13 protein-coding genes, 1 tRNA gene and 2 pseudogenes are annotated in these 16,894 nt (G+C 70.6%); 5 read left to right on the top strand and 11 right to left on the bottom strand.

Annotated features, from left to right (window positions below; all coding sequences use genetic code 11):
• Positions 1-3 precede the first annotated feature (3 nt).
• Entirely contained in the window at positions 4-585 is a 582-nt protein-coding gene (locus tag A8W25_RS10400) for a response regulator (protein ID WP_067158872.1), read from the top strand.
• Between the two features lie 24 nt (positions 586-609).
• On the opposite strand, the gene A8W25_RS10405 is transcribed toward A8W25_RS10400, so the two are convergent.
• Together A8W25_RS10405 and lepA are read right to left on the bottom strand one after the other, a co-directional pair.
• On the bottom strand, positions 610-2,496 hold the full coding sequence (locus A8W25_RS10405; protein ID WP_067158873.1) for an AMP-dependent synthetase/ligase: 1,887 nt from the start codon (positions 2,494-2,496) through the stop codon (positions 610-612).
• 191 nt (positions 2,497-2,687) lie between these two features.
• Positions 2,688-4,553: a translation elongation factor 4 gene (gene lepA / locus A8W25_RS10410; protein WP_067158875.1), complete on the bottom strand. Its 1,866-nt coding sequence runs from the start codon at positions 4,551-4,553 to the stop codon at positions 2,688-2,690.
• Between the two features lie 208 nt (positions 4,554-4,761).
• On the opposite strand from lepA, the gene rpsT reads away from it, so the two are divergent.
• Positions 4,762-5,031: a 30S ribosomal protein S20 gene (rpsT, locus tag A8W25_RS10415; RefSeq protein WP_067158876.1), complete on the top strand. Its 270-nt coding sequence runs from the start codon at positions 4,762-4,764 to the stop codon at positions 5,029-5,031.
• A gap of 88 nt (positions 5,032-5,119) precedes the next feature.
• Here the strand turns inward: rpsT and A8W25_RS10420 are convergent, their stop codons facing one another.
• Complete coding sequence (locus A8W25_RS10420; protein ID WP_234386398.1) at positions 5,120-5,800, bottom strand: hypothetical protein; 681 nt, start codon at positions 5,798-5,800, stop codon at positions 5,120-5,122.
• Positions 5,801-5,928: 128 nt separating this feature from the next.
• Positions 5,929-8,828, bottom strand: a pseudogene (gene leuS / locus A8W25_RS10425) (leucine--tRNA ligase).
• Positions 8,829-9,184: 356 nt separating this feature from the next.
• Between leuS and A8W25_RS34820 the strand changes: the two are divergent.
• Together A8W25_RS34820 and A8W25_RS10435 are read left to right on the top strand one after the other, a co-directional pair.
• A pseudogene (locus tag A8W25_RS34820) lies at positions 9,185-9,862 on the top strand (hypothetical protein); the annotation flags it as partial.
• On the top strand, positions 9,807-10,793 hold the full coding sequence (locus tag A8W25_RS10435; protein ID WP_079125940.1) for a glycosyltransferase 87 family protein: 987 nt from the start codon (positions 9,807-9,809) through the stop codon (positions 10,791-10,793). The pseudogene A8W25_RS34820 and the gene A8W25_RS10435, both read left to right, overlap by 56 nt.
• Here A8W25_RS10435 and A8W25_RS10440 read toward each other — a convergent pair.
• From A8W25_RS10440 to A8W25_RS10445, 3 genes are all read right to left on the bottom strand, one after another.
• Entirely contained in the window at positions 10,762-10,995 is a 234-nt protein-coding gene (locus A8W25_RS10440; RefSeq protein WP_067158879.1) for a hypothetical protein, read from the bottom strand. The genes A8W25_RS10435 and A8W25_RS10440 overlap by 32 nt on opposite strands.
• 1 nt (position 10,996) lies before the next feature.
• The gene (locus A8W25_RS34335; protein ID WP_199831718.1) at positions 10,997-11,158 is read right to left on the bottom strand and encodes a hypothetical protein; all 162 of its coding nucleotides are present in this window, start codon (positions 11,156-11,158) and stop codon (positions 10,997-10,999) included.
• Positions 11,159-11,230: 72 nt separating this feature from the next.
• Positions 11,231-12,592: an MFS transporter gene (locus A8W25_RS10445; RefSeq protein WP_234386436.1), complete on the bottom strand. Its 1,362-nt coding sequence runs from the start codon at positions 12,590-12,592 to the stop codon at positions 11,231-11,233.
• A 181-nt stretch (positions 12,593-12,773) separates the two neighbouring features.
• On the opposite strand from A8W25_RS10445, the gene A8W25_RS10450 reads away from it, so the two are divergent.
• Positions 12,774-13,643, top strand: a complete 870-nt coding sequence (locus A8W25_RS10450; protein ID WP_079125941.1) for a helix-turn-helix transcriptional regulator — start codon at positions 12,774-12,776, stop codon at positions 13,641-13,643.
• Between the two features lie 125 nt (positions 13,644-13,768).
• On the opposite strand, the gene A8W25_RS10455 is transcribed toward A8W25_RS10450, so the two are convergent.
• From A8W25_RS10455 to A8W25_RS10470, 4 genes are all read right to left on the bottom strand, one after another.
• Positions 13,769-13,841: transfer RNA gene (locus tag A8W25_RS10455), tRNA-Ala, on the bottom strand.
• Positions 13,842-13,980: 139 nt separating this feature from the next.
• On the bottom strand, positions 13,981-14,640 hold the full coding sequence (locus A8W25_RS10460) for a histidine phosphatase family protein (RefSeq protein ID WP_067158885.1): 660 nt from the start codon (positions 14,638-14,640) through the stop codon (positions 13,981-13,983).
• Positions 14,637-15,071 (bottom strand): ribosome silencing factor, encoded by a 435-nt coding sequence (gene rsfS, locus A8W25_RS10465; RefSeq protein WP_067158886.1) that lies wholly within the window; start codon positions 15,069-15,071, stop codon positions 14,637-14,639. Before rsfS ends, A8W25_RS10460 begins: the two co-directional genes overlap by 4 nt.
• Before the next feature lie 78 nt (positions 15,072-15,149).
• Positions 15,150-16,883: an LCP family protein gene (locus A8W25_RS10470; protein WP_067158893.1), complete on the bottom strand. Its 1,734-nt coding sequence runs from the start codon at positions 16,881-16,883 to the stop codon at positions 15,150-15,152.
• Between the last annotated feature and the right edge of the window lie 11 nt (positions 16,884-16,894).

The following is a 16,894-nucleotide window of genomic DNA, read 5'->3' on the forward strand; positions in this document are numbered from 1 at the left end:
ACGATGAGCACAGCGGCACCGCCCGGCGACCGGGCGAGCATCCTCCTGGTCGACGACATGGAGGACAACCTGATCGCGCTGGAGGCGGTCCTGGGGTCGCTCAACGAGCCGCTGGTACGGGCGCGTTCGGGCGAGGAGGCGATGAAGGCACTGCTGCGGCAGACGTTCGCGGTGGTGCTGCTCGACGTACGGATGCCGGGCATGGACGGCTTCGAGACCGCGACCAACATCAAACGGCTCGACCAGACGAAGGACGTGCCGATCATCTTCCTGACCGGCACGGAGGGCGACAGCGGCTATGCCTTCCGGGGGTACGCCACGGGCGCGGCGGACTTCCTCACCAAGCCGTTCGACCCCTGGGTGCTGCGGGCCAAGGTCAATGTCTTCCTGGAGCTGCACCGCAAGAACCGCCAGCTGGAGCGGCTGCTGGAACGCGAGCAGAAGCAGCTCGGCGAGATAGCGCAGCTGGTGACGGCGATCGAGGACGAGCTGGCGCGGGGGCGCCCCGACGAGGCGGGCGAACTGCGCGGGCGGCTGGCGTCCCTGGAGGAGATCATCCGGGACATGCGACGGGGGCGCTGCTGACCGCGCCCCCGCCTCCCGTACCGGCTACGCCTCGCGCGAGCCCGAGTACATGTCCTCGATCAGGTCCTTGTACTGGCGCTCGACGACCGGCCGCTTCAGCTTGAGGCTGGGGGTCAGCTCGCCGTGCTCCACGTCGAGGTCGCGCGGCAGCAGCCGGAACTGCTTGATGGTCTGCCAGCGCTGCAGACCCTCGTTGAGGCGCTTCACATAGCCCTCGATCAGGGCCACCGTCTCCTGGTTGGCGACGACCTCGGCGTACGAGCCGCTGACCCCGTGGTCCCTGGCCCAGCCCAGGATCGCGGGCTCGTCCAGGGCGACCAGCGCGGTGCAGAAGTTCCGGTCGGCGCCGAGCACCAGGATGTTGGAGACGAACGGGCAGACCGCCTTGAACTGGCCCTCGACCTCGGCCGGCGCGATGTACTTGCCGCCGGACGTCTTGATCAGGTCCTTCTTGCGGTCGGTGATCCGCAGATAGCCGTCGGGCGAGAGCTCGCCGATGTCGCCGGTGTGGAACCAGCCGTCCGACTCCAGCACCTCGGCGGTCTTCTCGGGCAGCTTGTGGTAGCCCTCCATGATGCCGGGGCCGCGCAGCAGGATCTCGCCGTCGTCGGCGATGCGCACCTCAAGACCGGGCAGCGGCTTGCCGACCGTGCCGGTGCGGTAGGCCTCGCCCGGGTTCACGAAGGAGGCGGCGCTGGTCTCGGTGAGGCCGTAGCCCTCCAGGATGTGGATCCCGGCGCCGGCGAAGAAGAAGCCGATCTCGGGGGCGAGCGCGGCCGAGCCCGAGACACAGGCGCGCAGCCGTCCGCCGAACGCCTCGCGGATCTTCGAGTACACCAGCGCGTCCGCGACCTTGTGCTTGGCGGCCAGGCCGAAGGGGGCGGTCGCCCGGCCGGTGCGCCGGAAGTTGTCCTGTGTGGTCTTGGCGTACTCGCGGGCCACCTCGGCCGCCCACTGGAAGATCTTGTACTTGGCCCCGCCGGCCTCACGTGCCTTGGCTGCGACCCCGTTGTAGACCTTCTCGAAGATCCGGGGCACCGACGCCATATAGGTGGGCTGGACGATCGGCAGATTCTCGATGATCTTGTCGACCCGGCCGTCGACGGCCGTCACATGGCCGACCTCGATCTGCCCGGAGGTCAGCACCTTGCCGAAGACGTGCGCCAGCGGCAGCCAGAGGTACTGGACGTCCTCCCCGCTGATCAGCCCGGTCGCCGCGATGGCCTTCGCCATGTACGACCAGTTGTCCTGCGGCAGCCGCACGCCCTTGGGGCGGCCGGTCGTACCGGAGGTGTAGATCAGCGTGGCCAGCTGGTCGGAGGTGATCGCCGCGATCCGCTCCTTGACCGCGTCCGGGTGCTTCTCCAGATACGCGGCGCCGCGCGCCTCCAGCTCGGCGAGGGTGAGCACCCAGCCCTCGGGGTCGTCCTCGGCGGGCTCGACGCCCCGCGCGTCGAAGACCACGACGTGCTGGAGGTCGGGCAGCTCGGTGCGGCGCTCGCGCGCCTTGGCGAGCTGGGCCGCGTTCTCCGCGAAGAGCACCCGGCTCTCGGAGTCGCTCAGGATGAACGCCGACTCCTCGGCGTTGGTCTGCGGGTAGATGGTGGTGGTCGCGCCACCCGCGCACATCGTCCCGAGGTCCGCGAGGATCCACTCGATCCGGGTGGAGGAGGAGAGCGCCACGCGCTGCTCGGAGGTCACCCCGAGGTCGGCGAGCCCGGCCGCGATCGCATAGACCCGCTCGGCGGCCTGGCCCCAGCTGAGCGACTTCCATTCGTCCCGGCCCTGGCCGTCGCCGGCCGGGACCGGATGGCGATAGGCCTCCAGGTCCGGGGTGGCCTCCACGCGCTGGACGAAGAGGGCCGCCACGGACGGTGGCCGGTTCTCGATCAAGGTCTGTGTGTCGCTCACGACGTCCTCCGGGCTGGCCTGCGGCAGGGCTGCGGCTGCTTCTTGTTTAACTGGCGAGTAACCATCGGGCCGTGATCAGAGTAGAGCGCCACCGCCCGGCGCGTAAGGGGCAGCGGAAGGTGGTTTCATAACGAACGGACCCCCACTCCGAAGAGCGGGGGTCCGTCGCGGCACAGGGGGCTACTCGCCGGTCACTTCTTCTTGCTCGCAGACTCGTCGCTGGACAGCACCGCGATGAAGGCCTCCTGCGGAACCTCCACGGAACCGACCATCTTCATCCGCTTCTTGCCTTCCTTCTGCTTCTCCAGCAGCTTCCGCTTACGGGAGATGTCACCGCCGTAGCACTTGGCGAGGACGTCCTTGCGGATGGCGCGGATGGTCTCGCGGGCGATCACCCGGGAGCCGATCGCGGCCTGGATGGGCACCTCGAAGGCCTGCCGGGGGATGAGCTCGCGCAGCTTGGCGACGAGCCGCACACCGTACGCGTACGCCGCGTCCTTGTGGGTGACGGCCGAGAAGGCGTCGACCTTGTCGCCGTGCAGCAGGATGTCGACCTTGACGAGGCTGGCGGACTGCTCGCCGGTGGGCTCGTAGTCGAGCGAGGCGTAGCCGCGCGTCTTCGACTTGAGCTGGTCGAAGAAGTCGAAGACGATCTCCGCGAGCGGCAGCGTGTAGCGGATCTCCACGCGGTCCTCGGAGAGGTAGTCCATGCCGATCAGGGTGCCGCGCCGGGTCTGGCAGAGCTCCATGATCGAGCCGATGAACTCGCTGGGCGCGAGGATCGTGGCACGCACGACCGGCTCGTACACGTCCGAGATCTTCCCCTCCGGGAACTCACTCGGATTGGTGACGGTGACTTCCTTGCCGTCCTCCAGGACGACCCGGTAGACCACGTTCGGCGCGGTGGCGATGAGGTCGAGCCCGAACTCGCGCTCAAGCCGCTCACGGATCACATCGAGGTGGAGCAGGCCCAGGAAGCCGACGCGGAAGCCGAAGCCGAGCGCGGCCGAGGTCTCCGGCTCGTACACCAGCGCGGCGTCGTTGAGCTGGAGCTTGTCGAGGGCCTCGCGCAGGTCCGGGTAGTCCGACCCGTCCAGCGGATACAGACCCGAGAAGACCATCGGCTTCGGGTCCTTGTAGCCGCCGAGCGCCTCGGTGGCGCCCTGGTGCAGGGAGGTGATGGTGTCACCGACCTTGGACTGACGGACGTCCTTCACACCGGTGATCAGGTAACCGACCTCACCGACACCCAGCCCGTCGGCCGGCAGCATCTCGGGCGAGTTCGTCCCGATCTCCAGGAGCTCGTGCGTCGCGCCGGTCGACATCATCCGGATCCGCTCACGCTTGTTGAGCTGACCGTCGACGACTCGGACGTACGTGACGACGCCCCGGTACGAGTCGTAGACCGAGTCGAAGATCATCGCGCGGGCGGGCGCGTCGGCCACGCCGACGGGCGCGGGCACATCGCGCACCACGCGGTTGAGCAGCGCGTCCACGCCGACACCGGTCTTGGCGGAGACCTTCAGCACGTCCTCGGGCTGGCAGCCGATGAGGTTGGCCAGCTCCTCGGCGAACTTCTCGGGCTGCGCGGCCGGAAGGTCGATCTTGTTGAGGACGGGAACGATGGTGAGGTCGTTCTCCATGGCGAGGTAGAGGTTCGCCAGGGTCTGCGCCTCGATGCCCTGAGCGGCGTCGACGAGCAGGACGGTCCCCTCACAGGCGGCGAGCGACCGCGACACCTCGTACGTGAAGTCCACGTGCCCCGGGGTGTCGATCATGTTCAGGATGTGGGTGCTGCCCTGGCCGGTCCCCTCCGTGGGGGCCCAGGGCAGTCGCACGGCCTGACTCTTGATCGTGATGCCGCGCTCGCGCTCGATGTCCATCCGGTCGAGGTACTGAGCACGCATCTGCCGCTGGTCGACCACACCGGTCAGCTGGAGCATCCGGTCGGCAAGGGTCGACTTGCCGTGGTCGATGTGCGCGATGATGCAGAAATTGCGGATCAGAGCCGGGTCGGTACGGCTCGGCTCGGGCACGTTGGTAGGAGTCGCGGGCACGCAGGGTCCTGATTCTTGAGACGCCGGGGCGTCTCGTCTCGGGCGATGTCGGATCGATACGTAGCCCCTATCGTCCCATGGGAACGGGACTGCGCTCGGTTTGGGCCGCCAGCTGGACGGCTGGTAACCTGGGCAGCTGTGCCTCGTCTGCCCTCTCAGCGGCGAGTGCCACAACCATCTGATACATCGAACCTGAAAAGGCTCTTTCGTGGCGAACATCAAGTCCCAGATCAAGCGGAACAAGACCAACGAGAAGGCGCGCCTGCGTAACAAGGCCGTCAAGTCCGAGGTCAAGACCGCGATCCGCAAGGCCCGCGAGGCTGTCCTGGCCGGCGAGCTCGAGGCGGCCGACACGGCTGTCCGCGCCGCCTCCAAGAAGCTCGACAAGGCCGTCAGCAAGGGTGTCATCCACAAGAACGCCGCCGCCAACAAGAAGTCGGCGCTGGCCACCAAGGTTGCCGCCCTCAAGGCTGCCTGACCAAGTGACCGGCCCCCGGGCCGCTCGCCTGGCCAGTCTCCGAGGCTGACCACTTGATAGACCACCGGAAGGGACCCAGCGGGCCCTCTCATCCGCTCCCTCCCCGGTACCAGCACCACCGCCGCACGCGGCCTGCGTTCGCCACGCGGGTGCGGCGAACAGCTTGAACAAGACCCCGTTTCCGCCCGGCTGGGCGGGGACGGGGTTTTGTGTTGGGGGGCCCCTTCGTCGCCCAGTCCCGCAGCGCCCCCGACTCGACCTCGATCTCGGCGCTCAACGCGGCCAGATCGTCGTCGGCGAACTGCTGGGCCCGGTCGCGGGCCGCCCAGCGCAGCGAGTCCGCGGCGTGCGTGATCCGCTCGGTGCGCTCGCGCAGCTCCGGCATCCGCTCGGCTATGCGCCGCTTGTCGGGCTCACGCTCCAGGCGCCTGAGCTCCTCGTCCAGCTCGTGTCCATGGCCGCTGAGGCGCTCGAAGAGGCTCAGCGACTCCTTCAGGGACTCGTCCTGCTCCACGCGTGCGTGCAGCGCGTCCTGGGTGGCGCGCATCGAGGTGCGCAGCGAGAGCCGCAACTGTGCGAGCTCGCCGCCGACACCGACCTGCCCCATGCTCTTGGCCCGGAGCGTCGTGTCCTCGACGGCCTTGCGGGCCTGGGTGACCGTACGTTCCACTCCTCGCTTGGCGGCGCCGACCGCCTTCACCGCCAGGTACACGCCCAGCACGACGAAGGCGACGAGGAACAGCGCCAGGATCGCGATCGCGGCTTCCATGAACGTCCCCTCGTTGTCGGTCGGCTTCCCTCCACCGTAAACGGAGCGGGCAGGCCGGTGGTTCCCGGGGAACCCCCAACCTGCCCGTAGGGGAAACCCCCCAGTACGGCTCCGCCCTGCTCAGCCGGTCACGCGGGAACGATGTTCACCAGCTTCGGCGCCCGCACGATGACCTTGCGGATCCCGGCGCCGCCCAGCGCCGCGACGACCGCCTCGTCGGCCAGGGCCAGCTTCTCCAGCTCCTCGTCGGAGATGCTCGGCGGGATCTCCAGGCGCGCCTTGACCTTGCCCTTGATCTGCACGACGCAGGTCACGGTCTCGTCGACGACGTACGCCGGGTCGGCGACCGGGAAGTCCTGGTGGACGACCGAGTCCTGGTGGCCCAGCTTGCGCCACAGCTCCTCGGCGATGTGCGGGGCCAGCGGCGCCACCAGCAGCACCAGCGACCGGGCGACCTCGCGCGGCAGCGCGCCGCCCGCCTTGGTCAGGTGGTTGTTCAGCTCGGTGATCTTGGCGATGGCGGTGTTGAAGCGCATCTCCGCCAGGTCGCCGCCGGCGCCGTCGATGGCCTTGTGCAGGGCGCGCAGGGTCGCCTCGTCCGGCTCGGCGTCGGTGACGGTGGCCTCGCCGGTCGTCTCGTCGACGATGTTGCGCCACAGCCGCTGCAGCAGGCGGTACTGGCCGACCACCGCGCGCGTGTCCCACGGCCGCGACACGTCCAGCGGGCCCATCGCCATCTCGTACAGGCGCAGGGTGTCCGCGCCGTACTCGGCGCAGATCTCGTCCGGAGTGACCGCGTTCTTCAGGGACTTGCCCATCTTGCCCAGCTCGCGCTTGACCGGCTCGCCCTCGAAGAAGAACGCGCCGTCGCGCTCCTCGACCTCGGTGGCCGGCACCGGGAAGCCGCGGGCGTCCCGGTAGACGTACGCCTGGATCATGCCCTGGTTGTACAGCTTGTGGAACGGCTCGGCCGAGGAGACGTGCCCCAGGTCGAACAGGATCTTGGACCAGAAGCGCGCGTACAGCAGGTGCAGCACGGCGTGCTCGGCGCCGCCCACGTACAGGTCGACACCGCCGTGCGGCTGGCCCTCGCGCGGGCCCATCCAGTACTGCTCGATCTCCGGGTCGACCAGCTTCTCGCTGTTGTGCGGGTCCAGGTAGCGCAGCTCGTACCAGCAGGAACCGGCCCAGTTGGGCATGGTGTTGGTCTCGCGGCGGTACGGGCGGGGGCCGCGGCCGTCGCCCAGGTCCAGGGTGACGTTCACCCAGTCCTCGTTGCGCGACAGCGGGGTCTCCGGCGAGGTGTCCGCGTCGTCCGGGTCGAAGGTGCGCGGCGAGTAGTCCTCGACCTCGGGCAGCTCCAGCGGCAGCATCGACTCGGGCAGCGAGTGCGCGACGCCGTCCTCGTCGTAGACGATCGGGAAGGGCTCGCCCCAGTAGCGCTGGCGGCTGAACAGCCAGTCGCGCAGCCGGAAGTTGACGGTGCCCTCGCCGATGCCGCGCTCGGACAGCCAGTCGGTGATCTTCGCCTTGGCGTCGGTGACGCCCAGGCCGTCCAGGGAGATCGCCGCGTTGGCGGAGTTGACCAGCTTCGCCTCGTACGAGGCGAAGGCGTCGTCCCAGGCGGTGGTGTCGGTGCCGCGGTCGTCGGACGGCTCGACGACACAGCGCATCGGCAGCTCGAAGGCGCGCGCGAAGGCGAAGTCACGGGTGTCGTGCGCCGGAACGGCCATGATCGCGCCGGTGCCGTAGCCCATCAGGACGTAGTCCGCGACGAAGACGGGGACCTTGTCGCCGCTGACCGGGTTGACCGCGTACGCGCCGGTGAAGACGCCGGTCTTCTCCTTGGCGTCGGCCTGGCGCTCCACGTCGGACTTGGACGCGGCGAACGCGCGGTACTTGGCGACGGCCTCGGCGGGGCCGGGGGGGGGGTGGCGTGCCCGCCGGTCCACACCTCGTGGGTGCCCTCGGGCCAGGCGGCCGGGACGATCGCGTCGACCAGCTCGTGCTCGGGGGCCAGCACCATGTAGGTGGCGCCGAACAGGGTGTCCTGGCGGGTGGTGAAGACGGTGATGGCGTCGGCGCCGCCGGTGACGGTGTCGACCGCGAAGTCCACGCGCGCGCCCTCGGAGCGGCCGATCCAGTTGCGCTGCTGCAGCTTGATGGCCTCGGGCCAGTCCAGCGCGTCCAGGTCGTCCAGCAGGCGGTCCGCGTAGGCGGTGATGCGCATGTTCCACTGGCGCAGCTTGGCCTTGAAGACGGGGAAGTTGCCGCGCTCGGAGCGGCCGTCGCCGGTGACCTCCTCGTTGGCCAGCACGGTGCCCAGGCCCGGGCACCAGTTGACCGGCGCGTCCGAGGCGTACGCCAGGCGGTAGCCGCCCAGGACGTCGGAGCGCTCGGCCGCGTTGAGCTCGCTCCACGCGCGCGTGCCGGGGGCCTGTCGCTCACCGCTCTCGAACTGGGCGACCAGCTCGGAGATCGGGCGGGCCTTGTTGGCGGCGTCGTCGTACCAGGAGTTGAAGATCTGGACGAAGATCCACTGGGTCCACTTGTAGTAGTCCGGGTCGATCGTCGCGAAGGAGCGGCGCCGGTCGTGGCCCAGGCCCAGACGGCGCAGCTGCGCCTTCATGTTCTCCATGTTGGCCTCGGTGGACACGCGCGGGTGCGTGCCGGTCTGCACCGCGTACTGCTCGGCGGGCAGGCCGAAGGCGTCGAAGCCCAGCGTGTGCAGCACGTTGTGGCCGGTCATGCGCTGGTGGCGGGCGAAGACGTCGGTGGCGATGTAGCCCAGCGGGTGGCCGACGTGCAGGCCCGCGCCCGAGGGGTACGGGAACATGTCCATGATGAACTTCTTGGGCCGGGCGACGACCGCCGGATCCCCGGCCAGGTCACCGGTGGGGTTCGGCGCCGCGTAGGTGCCGTCGGCGTCCCAGAAGTCCTGCCAGCGTGCCTCGATGTCGGCGGCCATGGCGGCCGTGTAGCGGTGCGGCGCTACCGGCTCTGCGGCAGCGGGGTTCGTCTCGCTCATGATTCTTGAAGCTCCATCGATCGTCTCTGCCAGCGGCTGCGACATTCACCAAACGAAAAAGCCCCTCGCACAGGAGGGGACGCCGCGCCGATTCCGACCGGCTCTTTTCAACGGTCGGGACTGATCAGCGCGGCTCGCTAAGCAGAAGGCGTACGGCACGCATGGCGTCAGGGTACCGCAGGCCCCACACGGCCCGCACTGAGCGTTCACGAGGCGCCCCAACGAGCCCGGCCGAAAGAGGTTACTCCGCGTACCGACCTCTTCTGGGGCAACCAAGCAAACGCCGTACTGCTTGGTATGAGGCGACCTAGCATGCGGCCACGGGACCACTTTGCTGAACGTTTCGGAGTTGCCCCATGAACCCTCACAGTCCCCGCTCCATCCCGACACTGAAGATCCCGTCCCTCAAGGGACGGGTGAAAGGAGGAACGTCCGGCGCGCTGCTCGTCGCCTCGGCGGTGCTCATACCGGTGCTGGCCGCCACGACCGGCGGCGGCTTCCGTGCCGCGCTGGACTTCACCACCGGTGTCCTCTCGCTGGTCTGTCTGACCGCCTCGGTCGCCTGGGGCCTGCTCGCCACCGACCGGCTGCTGATGACGACGCGCCACCGGCTCGTCGCCCAGGCCGTGCACCGCGCGACCGCCGTGTCCTCGATCGGCTTCCTGCTGGTGCACATCACCGTCAAGATCGCGGTCGGCCATGTGGGCCTGCTCGGCGCCCTCATCCCCTTCGGACTCGGCGTCACCGGCTCGGACGGCCTGATCGGCCTCGGCTCGCTCGCCGCCGTCCTCATGGTCGTCACGGCCGCCACCGGCGCCCTGCGCAGCGCGTTCGCCAACCCCGACCGGGTCGCGGGCCACTGGCGCTCGGTGCACATGCTGGCCTACCCGGCCTGGTCCTTCGCGCTGGTCCACGGCCTGTACGCGGGCCGTCAGGCGGCCGGCTGGGTCGTCACGCTGTACAGCCTCTCGCTGGCCGGTGTGGCCGGCGCCCTGGTCCTCCGCTCGCTGCCGCGCCCGGTGCGCCGCCGCATCACCCGGTGGCTGGCGCCGATCCTCGCGCGCGTGGAGAGCGCCCAGGCCATCGCCCCGGACGCCTCCACCCCCCAGGCGGCCGGGGGCCGCGCTGTGGGTGGCGGCGCTCGCGGTGTGGTGCGAGCCGGTGTGGACGACGTTGCGCTACGGCCAGATCAATCTGCTGCTCGCGGTCGCCGTCCTGTGGGACCTGACCCGGCGTACCGGCCACCGGGGGGCGGGCGCGGGCATCGGCCTCGCGGCCGCGGTGAAGCTCACCCCCGCCCTGTTCGCGCTGTTCCTGCTGCTCACCGGTCTCGTACGCGCGCGTGGAGCGGGCTGGAACCCATGGCTGCGGCAGGCGGCGACGGCGGTGGCGGTGTTCGCGGGGGCGACGCTGGCGGCGGCCCTCGCGCTGCCCGCCGACTCGCGCCGCTTCTGGACGTCGACGGTGTTCGAGACGGGCCGGGTCGGCCACGCCGAGGACACCGCCAACCAGTCCCTGCGCGGGGTGCTGGCCCGGCTGCTGCACACCGCCGACCCGGGGGCCTGGTGGGCGGCCGCCGCCGTCCTCACGGCGGCGCTGGGGCTCTGTGCGGCGGTACGGGCCGAGCTGCGCGGGGAGCGGGCCGGGGCGGTGCTGTGCTGCGCGGCCACGGCGCTCCTGGTGAGCCCGGTCTCCTGGTCGCACCACTGGGTGTGGTGCGTGCCGGCCCTCGTGCTGCTGGGGGCCCACCGGACCGGCGGGGCCGTCGCCGCGCTGGTCTTCGGTTCGTACGCCCTGTGGTGGGTGCCGCACGGGGCGAGCCGCCCCGAACTGGCCCAGAGCGGGCCGCAGATGGCACTCTCGGCGCTCTATCCGCTGGCCGGGGCCGTCTTCGTGGCGGCGGTGGCGCTGGGGCCGCGGCGCGGGGTGCGGCTCAGGCCGTGGCGAACGAGTAGAACCTCTTGAGGGTGCAGTGCGCCTCCAGGAGGCGGCCGTAGATCGGCTCCCCCTCGAGCTCCCGGTACGTCTCGATGGGGTCGCCTTTTATGATCAGCGCCCGCGCGCACTCCTCGCACCAGTACTGGTAGTCGGCGTTGACCGGTTCCATGTCCCGGACGATCGGCGTACCGCTGCCGCACCAGTCGCACTTCCGCCTGTGTGCACCCATCTCAGCTCCAGCTGTGGCCGCAGGCCGTGCACACGTAGGAGACGTCCCCGCCGTCGCCGAGCATCTGGGCGACACGGGAGGAACCGCAGGAAGGGCAGCTGATCCGGGTCGCTGTCCGCGGCGCACCGGGCAGGTCCGGGACGTCGTCGCGGCTCGCAGGCATCGCGGTCTCCCTCCCGTTCGGTCCGTCGTCCCCCTCCGGCCGTCACGATTCTGCCATGGTCGCGCAAGAGGGTCAGCGACGTCGTGATACGAGACCGGCCAGCACTCCCACGAGGGCCGCCGCGGACAGCGCCAGAGAGCACGCCCACAGCGCGCCGCCGGAGGTGTGCGCCCCCGCCGTGAGCCGGTTCAGGAAGAGCGTGCCGAAGGCGGCGACGCCGATCAGCTGGCCCAGCTGGTTCACGGTGGCGAGCAGCCCGCTGGCGTCCGAGGCGTCCTCGGGCCGCACGCCCGCGAGCGCGCCCGCGAAGGTGGGGCTGAAGGCCAGCGCCAGGCCGGCGCCGACGCCCGCGTACGCCACGTAGATGACGAGTCCGCCCGTGCCGCCGTCGCGCTGCAGCAGACCGGTGGCCAGGGTGGAGACCGCGGTCAGTGCGAACCCGACCGGCACCAGCGCCCGTTGCCAGCGCGCGGGCCAGCGCCGCCAGGTCAGCCCGACCGCCCCGAAGACCGCGGCGGTCGGCGCGAAGGTCAGTCCCGCGCGCAGCGCGCTGTAGCCGAGGCCGCCCTGGACGTGCAGGGTGAGGGTGAACAGGAAGCCCGCGTTGATGGCCATCGCCACGGCGATCCGGACGACCGCGAGGCCCATGCCGGGCAGGCGCAGCACCCTGGGCGCGATCAGCGGGGCACCGCCGCGCCGGGTCAGCCGCGACTCGTACGCCCAGAACGCGGCGAAGAGCAGCACGCTCGACGCCAGCGACAGCCAGGCCCACAGCGGCCAGTCCTCCTCCTGGCCGAGCACCAGGGGCACCGTGAGCAGCGAGACGGAGCCGCCGAGCAGCACCAGGCCCGGCAGGTCGAGGTCGCGTGCCCAGCGGGCCGCGCCGCGGTGCTCGTACCGCTCCTTGGGCAGATGGCGCGCGCCGAGGGCCAGCAGGACGAGTCCGATGGGCACGTTGACCAGGAACACCGGTCGCCAGCTGGTGCCGAAGAGGTCGGCGCTGACCAGGATGCCGCCCAGCACCTGCCCGGCGGCGGCGCCGGTGGCGAGCACGGCGGAGTAGACGCCGACGGCACGCACGCGTGCCTCTCCGGTGAAGTTGCGCTGGATGAGGCTGAGCACCTGCGGGATCATCAGCGCCGATCCGGCGCCCTGCACCAGCCGGAAGGCGATCAGCTGCCCGGCCGTCCCGGCCAGACCGCAGGCGAGGGAGGCGGCCGTGAACACGGCCAGGCCGGCCAGGTAGAGCCGGCGGTGCCCGAGCAGGTCGCCCAGGCGCGCCCCGGTGATCAGCAGCACGGCGTACGCGATGGTGTAACCGGCGACGACCAGCTGCAACGCGGCGCCGGACGCGTGCAGTTCGGTGCGGACGGTGGGGGCGGCCACATTGACGATGAAGACGTCCAGGAGCGCCATGAACTGCGCCGCGAGCACGATCGCGAGCAGCAGCGAGGGCCGGTTGTCAGTGGCACGGTCTTTACTGAGTAAGGGACTTGGGCCCGTGGAGAGTGCGGTGGTCATGGCAGCCAGCCTGGCCGCACTCCGATACGGGTAACGAGAGCCCGCTGATGCTGGTACTGACAGCACCTGGCAGCGTTGGGCGACGGGATCCACGATGGGGGACGTGACGACAGTGGCAGCACCGAACGGACGCCGCAGGCCCGAACTCGCCGCGTTCCTGCGCGGCAGACGCGCGCGGGTGACGCCTGCCGACGTCGGCATGCCGCCGGGCCTGCGGCGGCGCACGCCCGGGCTGCGCCGGGAAGAGGTCGCCCAGCTCTCCGGAGTCGGCGTGACCTGGTACACCTGGCTGGAGCAGGGCCGCCCGATCAACGCCTCGCCGCAGGTCCTCGACGCGGTGGCGCGCACCCTCCGCCTGGACGAGCCCGAGCGCGAGCACCTCTACCACCTGGCGGACGTGCCCTGCGAGCCGGACCGGGAGGCCGCGGCGGCGGAGGTCGGCCCGGAGATCCAGGGCATCATCGACGCCCTGGACCCGCATCCCGCGGTGGTCTACAACGGGCGCTACGACATCCTGGCGACCAACCCCGCCTACCGGGACCTGTTCGACATCCCGGAGGTCCGGTCGACGGGCGTGAGCAACGTGCTGTGGACGCTGTTCACCGTGCCGGAGCCCGACTGTCCGGTCCTGTTCCGGGAGAAGGAGCTGCCGGTGATGGTGGCGACCCTGCGCTCGGAGTACGGCCGCCATGTCGGCGAGCCCGCCTGGGAGTCGTTCATCGAGAAGCTCTCCGAGGCGAGCCCCTACTTCGCGCGGCTGTGGAGGACCGGCGACGTGGTGCCGCCGGGCCCCCGGGTGAAGACGTTCCGCCACCCGGCGGTCGGCGAGATACGGATGACCTCGGTGTCGCTGTCCATCAACGGGATGCCGGAGTGCCGGATCGTGACGTACACACCGAACGACGAGGAGAGCGGCGCGCGTACGGCAACGCTGCGGGAGATGCGGGAGAAGATCTGGGCGTGAGGCGGCCGCGCGGGCACGGGGCTGGGCGGCCGTCTCACACCCGCCGCCACCCGGCCCGGCCGGGCGGGGCCCCGGAAACGCGAAATCCCGCCCGGTCGAACCGACCGGACGGGATCCCGTACCTGTGGAGCTAAGGAGAATTGAACTCCTGACCTCCTGCATGCCATGCAGGCGCTCTACCAACTGAGCTATAGCCCCGCTGTTCGCTTTTGTTTCCTGCGCTCCTGCGCCGCGAACAAGAAGAACTTTAGCCTGTGACCTGCCGGAAAGTGAAATCCGGTGGTCGCACCGCCCGGGCGGGCGCCCGGCGCGCCCCGGCGGCGGCCCCGCGGCCGCCTCAGTCGTCGTCGCCGAGGACCGGCTCGGGGAGCGTCCCGGCGTTGTGCTCCAGCAGGCGCCAGCCGCGCGCGCCCTCGCCGAGGACGGACCAGCAGCAGTTGGAGAGCCCGCCCAGGCCTTCCCAGTGGTGCGCCTCCAGGCCGAGGAGGCGGCCGATGGTGGTGCGGATCGTCCCGCCGTGGCTGACCACGACCAGGGTGCCCTCGTCCGGCAGCTTGTCGGCGTGGGCGAGCACCACCGGGGCGGCCCGGTCGGCCACCTCGGTCTCCAGCTCGCCGCCGCCCCGGCGCACCGGCTCGCCGCGCTTCCACGCCGCGTACTGCTCGCCGTAGAGGCCCACGATCTCCTGGTGGGTCAGGCCCTGCCAGGCGCCCGCGTACGTCTCCCGAAGGGCGGCGTCGTGGGTGACCGGCAGCCCGGAGACCGCGGCCAGCTCGCCGGCGGTCGCCGCGGCGCGCTTGAGGTCGGAGGCGACGATCGCGTCCGGCTTCAGGGCCGCCAGCAGGCGCGCCGCGCGGCGCGCCTGGCCGAGACCGGCCTCGGTCAGCTCGATGTCCGTGGAGCCCTGGAAGCGGCGCTCCAGGTTCCACGCGGTCTGGCCGTGCCGCCACAGGACGACCCGGCGGCCCCGGCCCGGCTTCGCGTCGCTGGTGTTCAGCTCAGCTCACCGTCCTCCGTCCCACCGTGCAGCTGGGCGTGCTCGGCGGCCTTGCCGCGGGTCTTCACCGCGTCCTCGGGAAGCGGCAGCTCGGGGCAGTCCTTCCAGAGGCGCTCCAGGGCGTAGAAGACGCGCTCCTCGCTGTGCTGGACGTGCACGACGATGTCGACGTAGTCCAGCAGGATCCAGCGGGCGTCGCGGTCGCCCTCGCGGCGCACCGGCTTGGCGCCGAGCTCCTTGTTCAGGCGCTCCTCGACCTCCTCCGCGATGGACTTGACCTGGCGGTCGTTGGGGGCGGAGGCGAGCAGGAAGGCGTCGGTGATCGACAGCACATCGCTGACGTCGTACGCGATGATGTCGTGCGCGAGCCGGTCGGCGGCCGCCTGAGCGGCGGCGGTGATGAGCTCGATGGAACGGTCCGTGGCGGTCACAAGCTGGCTTTCGTCGGCGGTCAGATCGATTCAGATCGTTCTCCAGGATCTCACGGACCGCCGACAGCCCCGAAAGGATTACTTGACCTTGTAATCCTTGCCGAGCACCACGGTGACGTCCGCGTTCGCCGCGGCCTTGCCCTGCTTGACCGCACCGGCCGGCAGACCCAGCGTCTTGGCCACCTCTTCGGCCTTCGCCTTCTGGGCCGCGTCACCGTACGTGACCGAGGAGGTCGCCGCCGTGCTCGCGCCGCCCGCGTCGATGAAGGCGTAGCCGCCGTTGACCAGGTCGACCCGGGCCTTGTCGGCCGCCTTCGGGTTGCCGCTGCCGTTGCTGACGCCGACGCGGATCGCCGCGCCCTTGTCGGGAGCCGTGACCGAGCCGCCCAGGATGTCCTTGACCACGCTGTCACCGGCCTGCGCGCTGAGCGTGCCGTCCTGCTGGACCGGCAGCAGCGCCGTCTTGTAGGCGCCGACCTTGGCGTGCTCGGCGAGCTTGGCCAGCGCGGCACCGAGGTCGCCCTCGGGCAGCGAGGGGTCGAGGATCTGCGCCAGCGTCTGCACGGTGATCGTGGCGGCCTTGGGGTCGTCCGAGATCTTGCGCAGCACCCCGTACATCACCTGCCCGAACCGCTGCAGCTGCTTGGCCTCCGCCTCGCCGGGCCCCTTGTACGTGGCGTACGCCACAGCCATCTGCCCGGTGAGCGTCTGGTCCTCGCCCTTCTTCACCACGGGGGCCGCGCCCGCCTTGGCGCTCGGCACATCGGCATCCGTACTGATGTCGATGTTGCCGACCAGGTCGACCAGGTTCTCCAGGAAGGGCGTGTCCAGCCGCCAGGTCCCGGTGATCTTGGTGCCGAGCAGGGTGCCGAGCGCCTCGCGGGTACCCTGCGAACCGTCGCCGTCGACGGACTTGGCGAGCGTGGTGCGGGTGCCGTCGTCGTTGGAGACGGCGAGGGTGTTGGGCAGCAGGACGGTGGTGCCCTGCTTGGTCGTCGCGTTGTTGACGAGCAGCGCCGTGGAGGTGCCGCCCTTCTGGGTGTTGTGCAGATGCAGGACGATCACGTCCCGCTTCTGCGCGCCCACGGCGGCCGCCGGCTTCTTGGAGTCCGAGGACGACGAGACGCCGGGCAGCTTGCCGGCCGACCAGAGGTAGCCGACGCCGCCGACCGCCGCGAGGGCGAGGACCACGACGAGCGCGACCACCCGGTTGCGGCCGCGGCGCCTTGCCTCCTCGCGCCGCTCGGTGCGGCTCTCGGTGAACTTCAGCCAGTCGATGACGTCTTCGGAGTCCTCGTCGGGCTCCTCGATGAACGAGAACTGCTCGGTGCGGTAGTCGCGTTCGTCCTTGCGCTGCTGCGGCAGCACCGGGATCTGCTCGGCCACCGGCTCCGGCTCCGGCTCGGGCTGGGCCTCCCGCACGGGGGCCTGCGTCTGCGCTGCCTGCTGGGCGGGGGGCTGCTCGCCGCCCCACTGCTGCGCGGGGTCGTAGCCGTACCCCTGGTTCTGCTGGGGCACGGACGGCTGCGCGGACTGGCCGTACGCGTCGTAGCCGTAGTCGTACGAGGGCTGCTGCTGGGCGTACGGGTCGTACCCGTAACCGCCCTGCTGCTGGCCCTGGTGGTCTCGCTGGGACGGCTGAGCCTGCTGGGACTGGTGGGACTGGTGGGTCTGCTGCGGCTGGGCCTGGGCGTACGGGTCGTACGAACCCTGCTGGGGCACCTGCTGGTACACCGGCTGGCCGTACTCGTCATAACCGACAAGTTGCACCTGCGGCGCATAGGGGTCGTACGGGTCCTGTCGGTCGTTCACCGGGTGCCCTT

The sequence above is a fragment of the Streptomyces sp. ERV7 genome (assembly GCF_001653515.1).
Classification (GTDB): domain Bacteria; phylum Actinomycetota; class Actinomycetes; order Streptomycetales; family Streptomycetaceae; genus Streptomyces.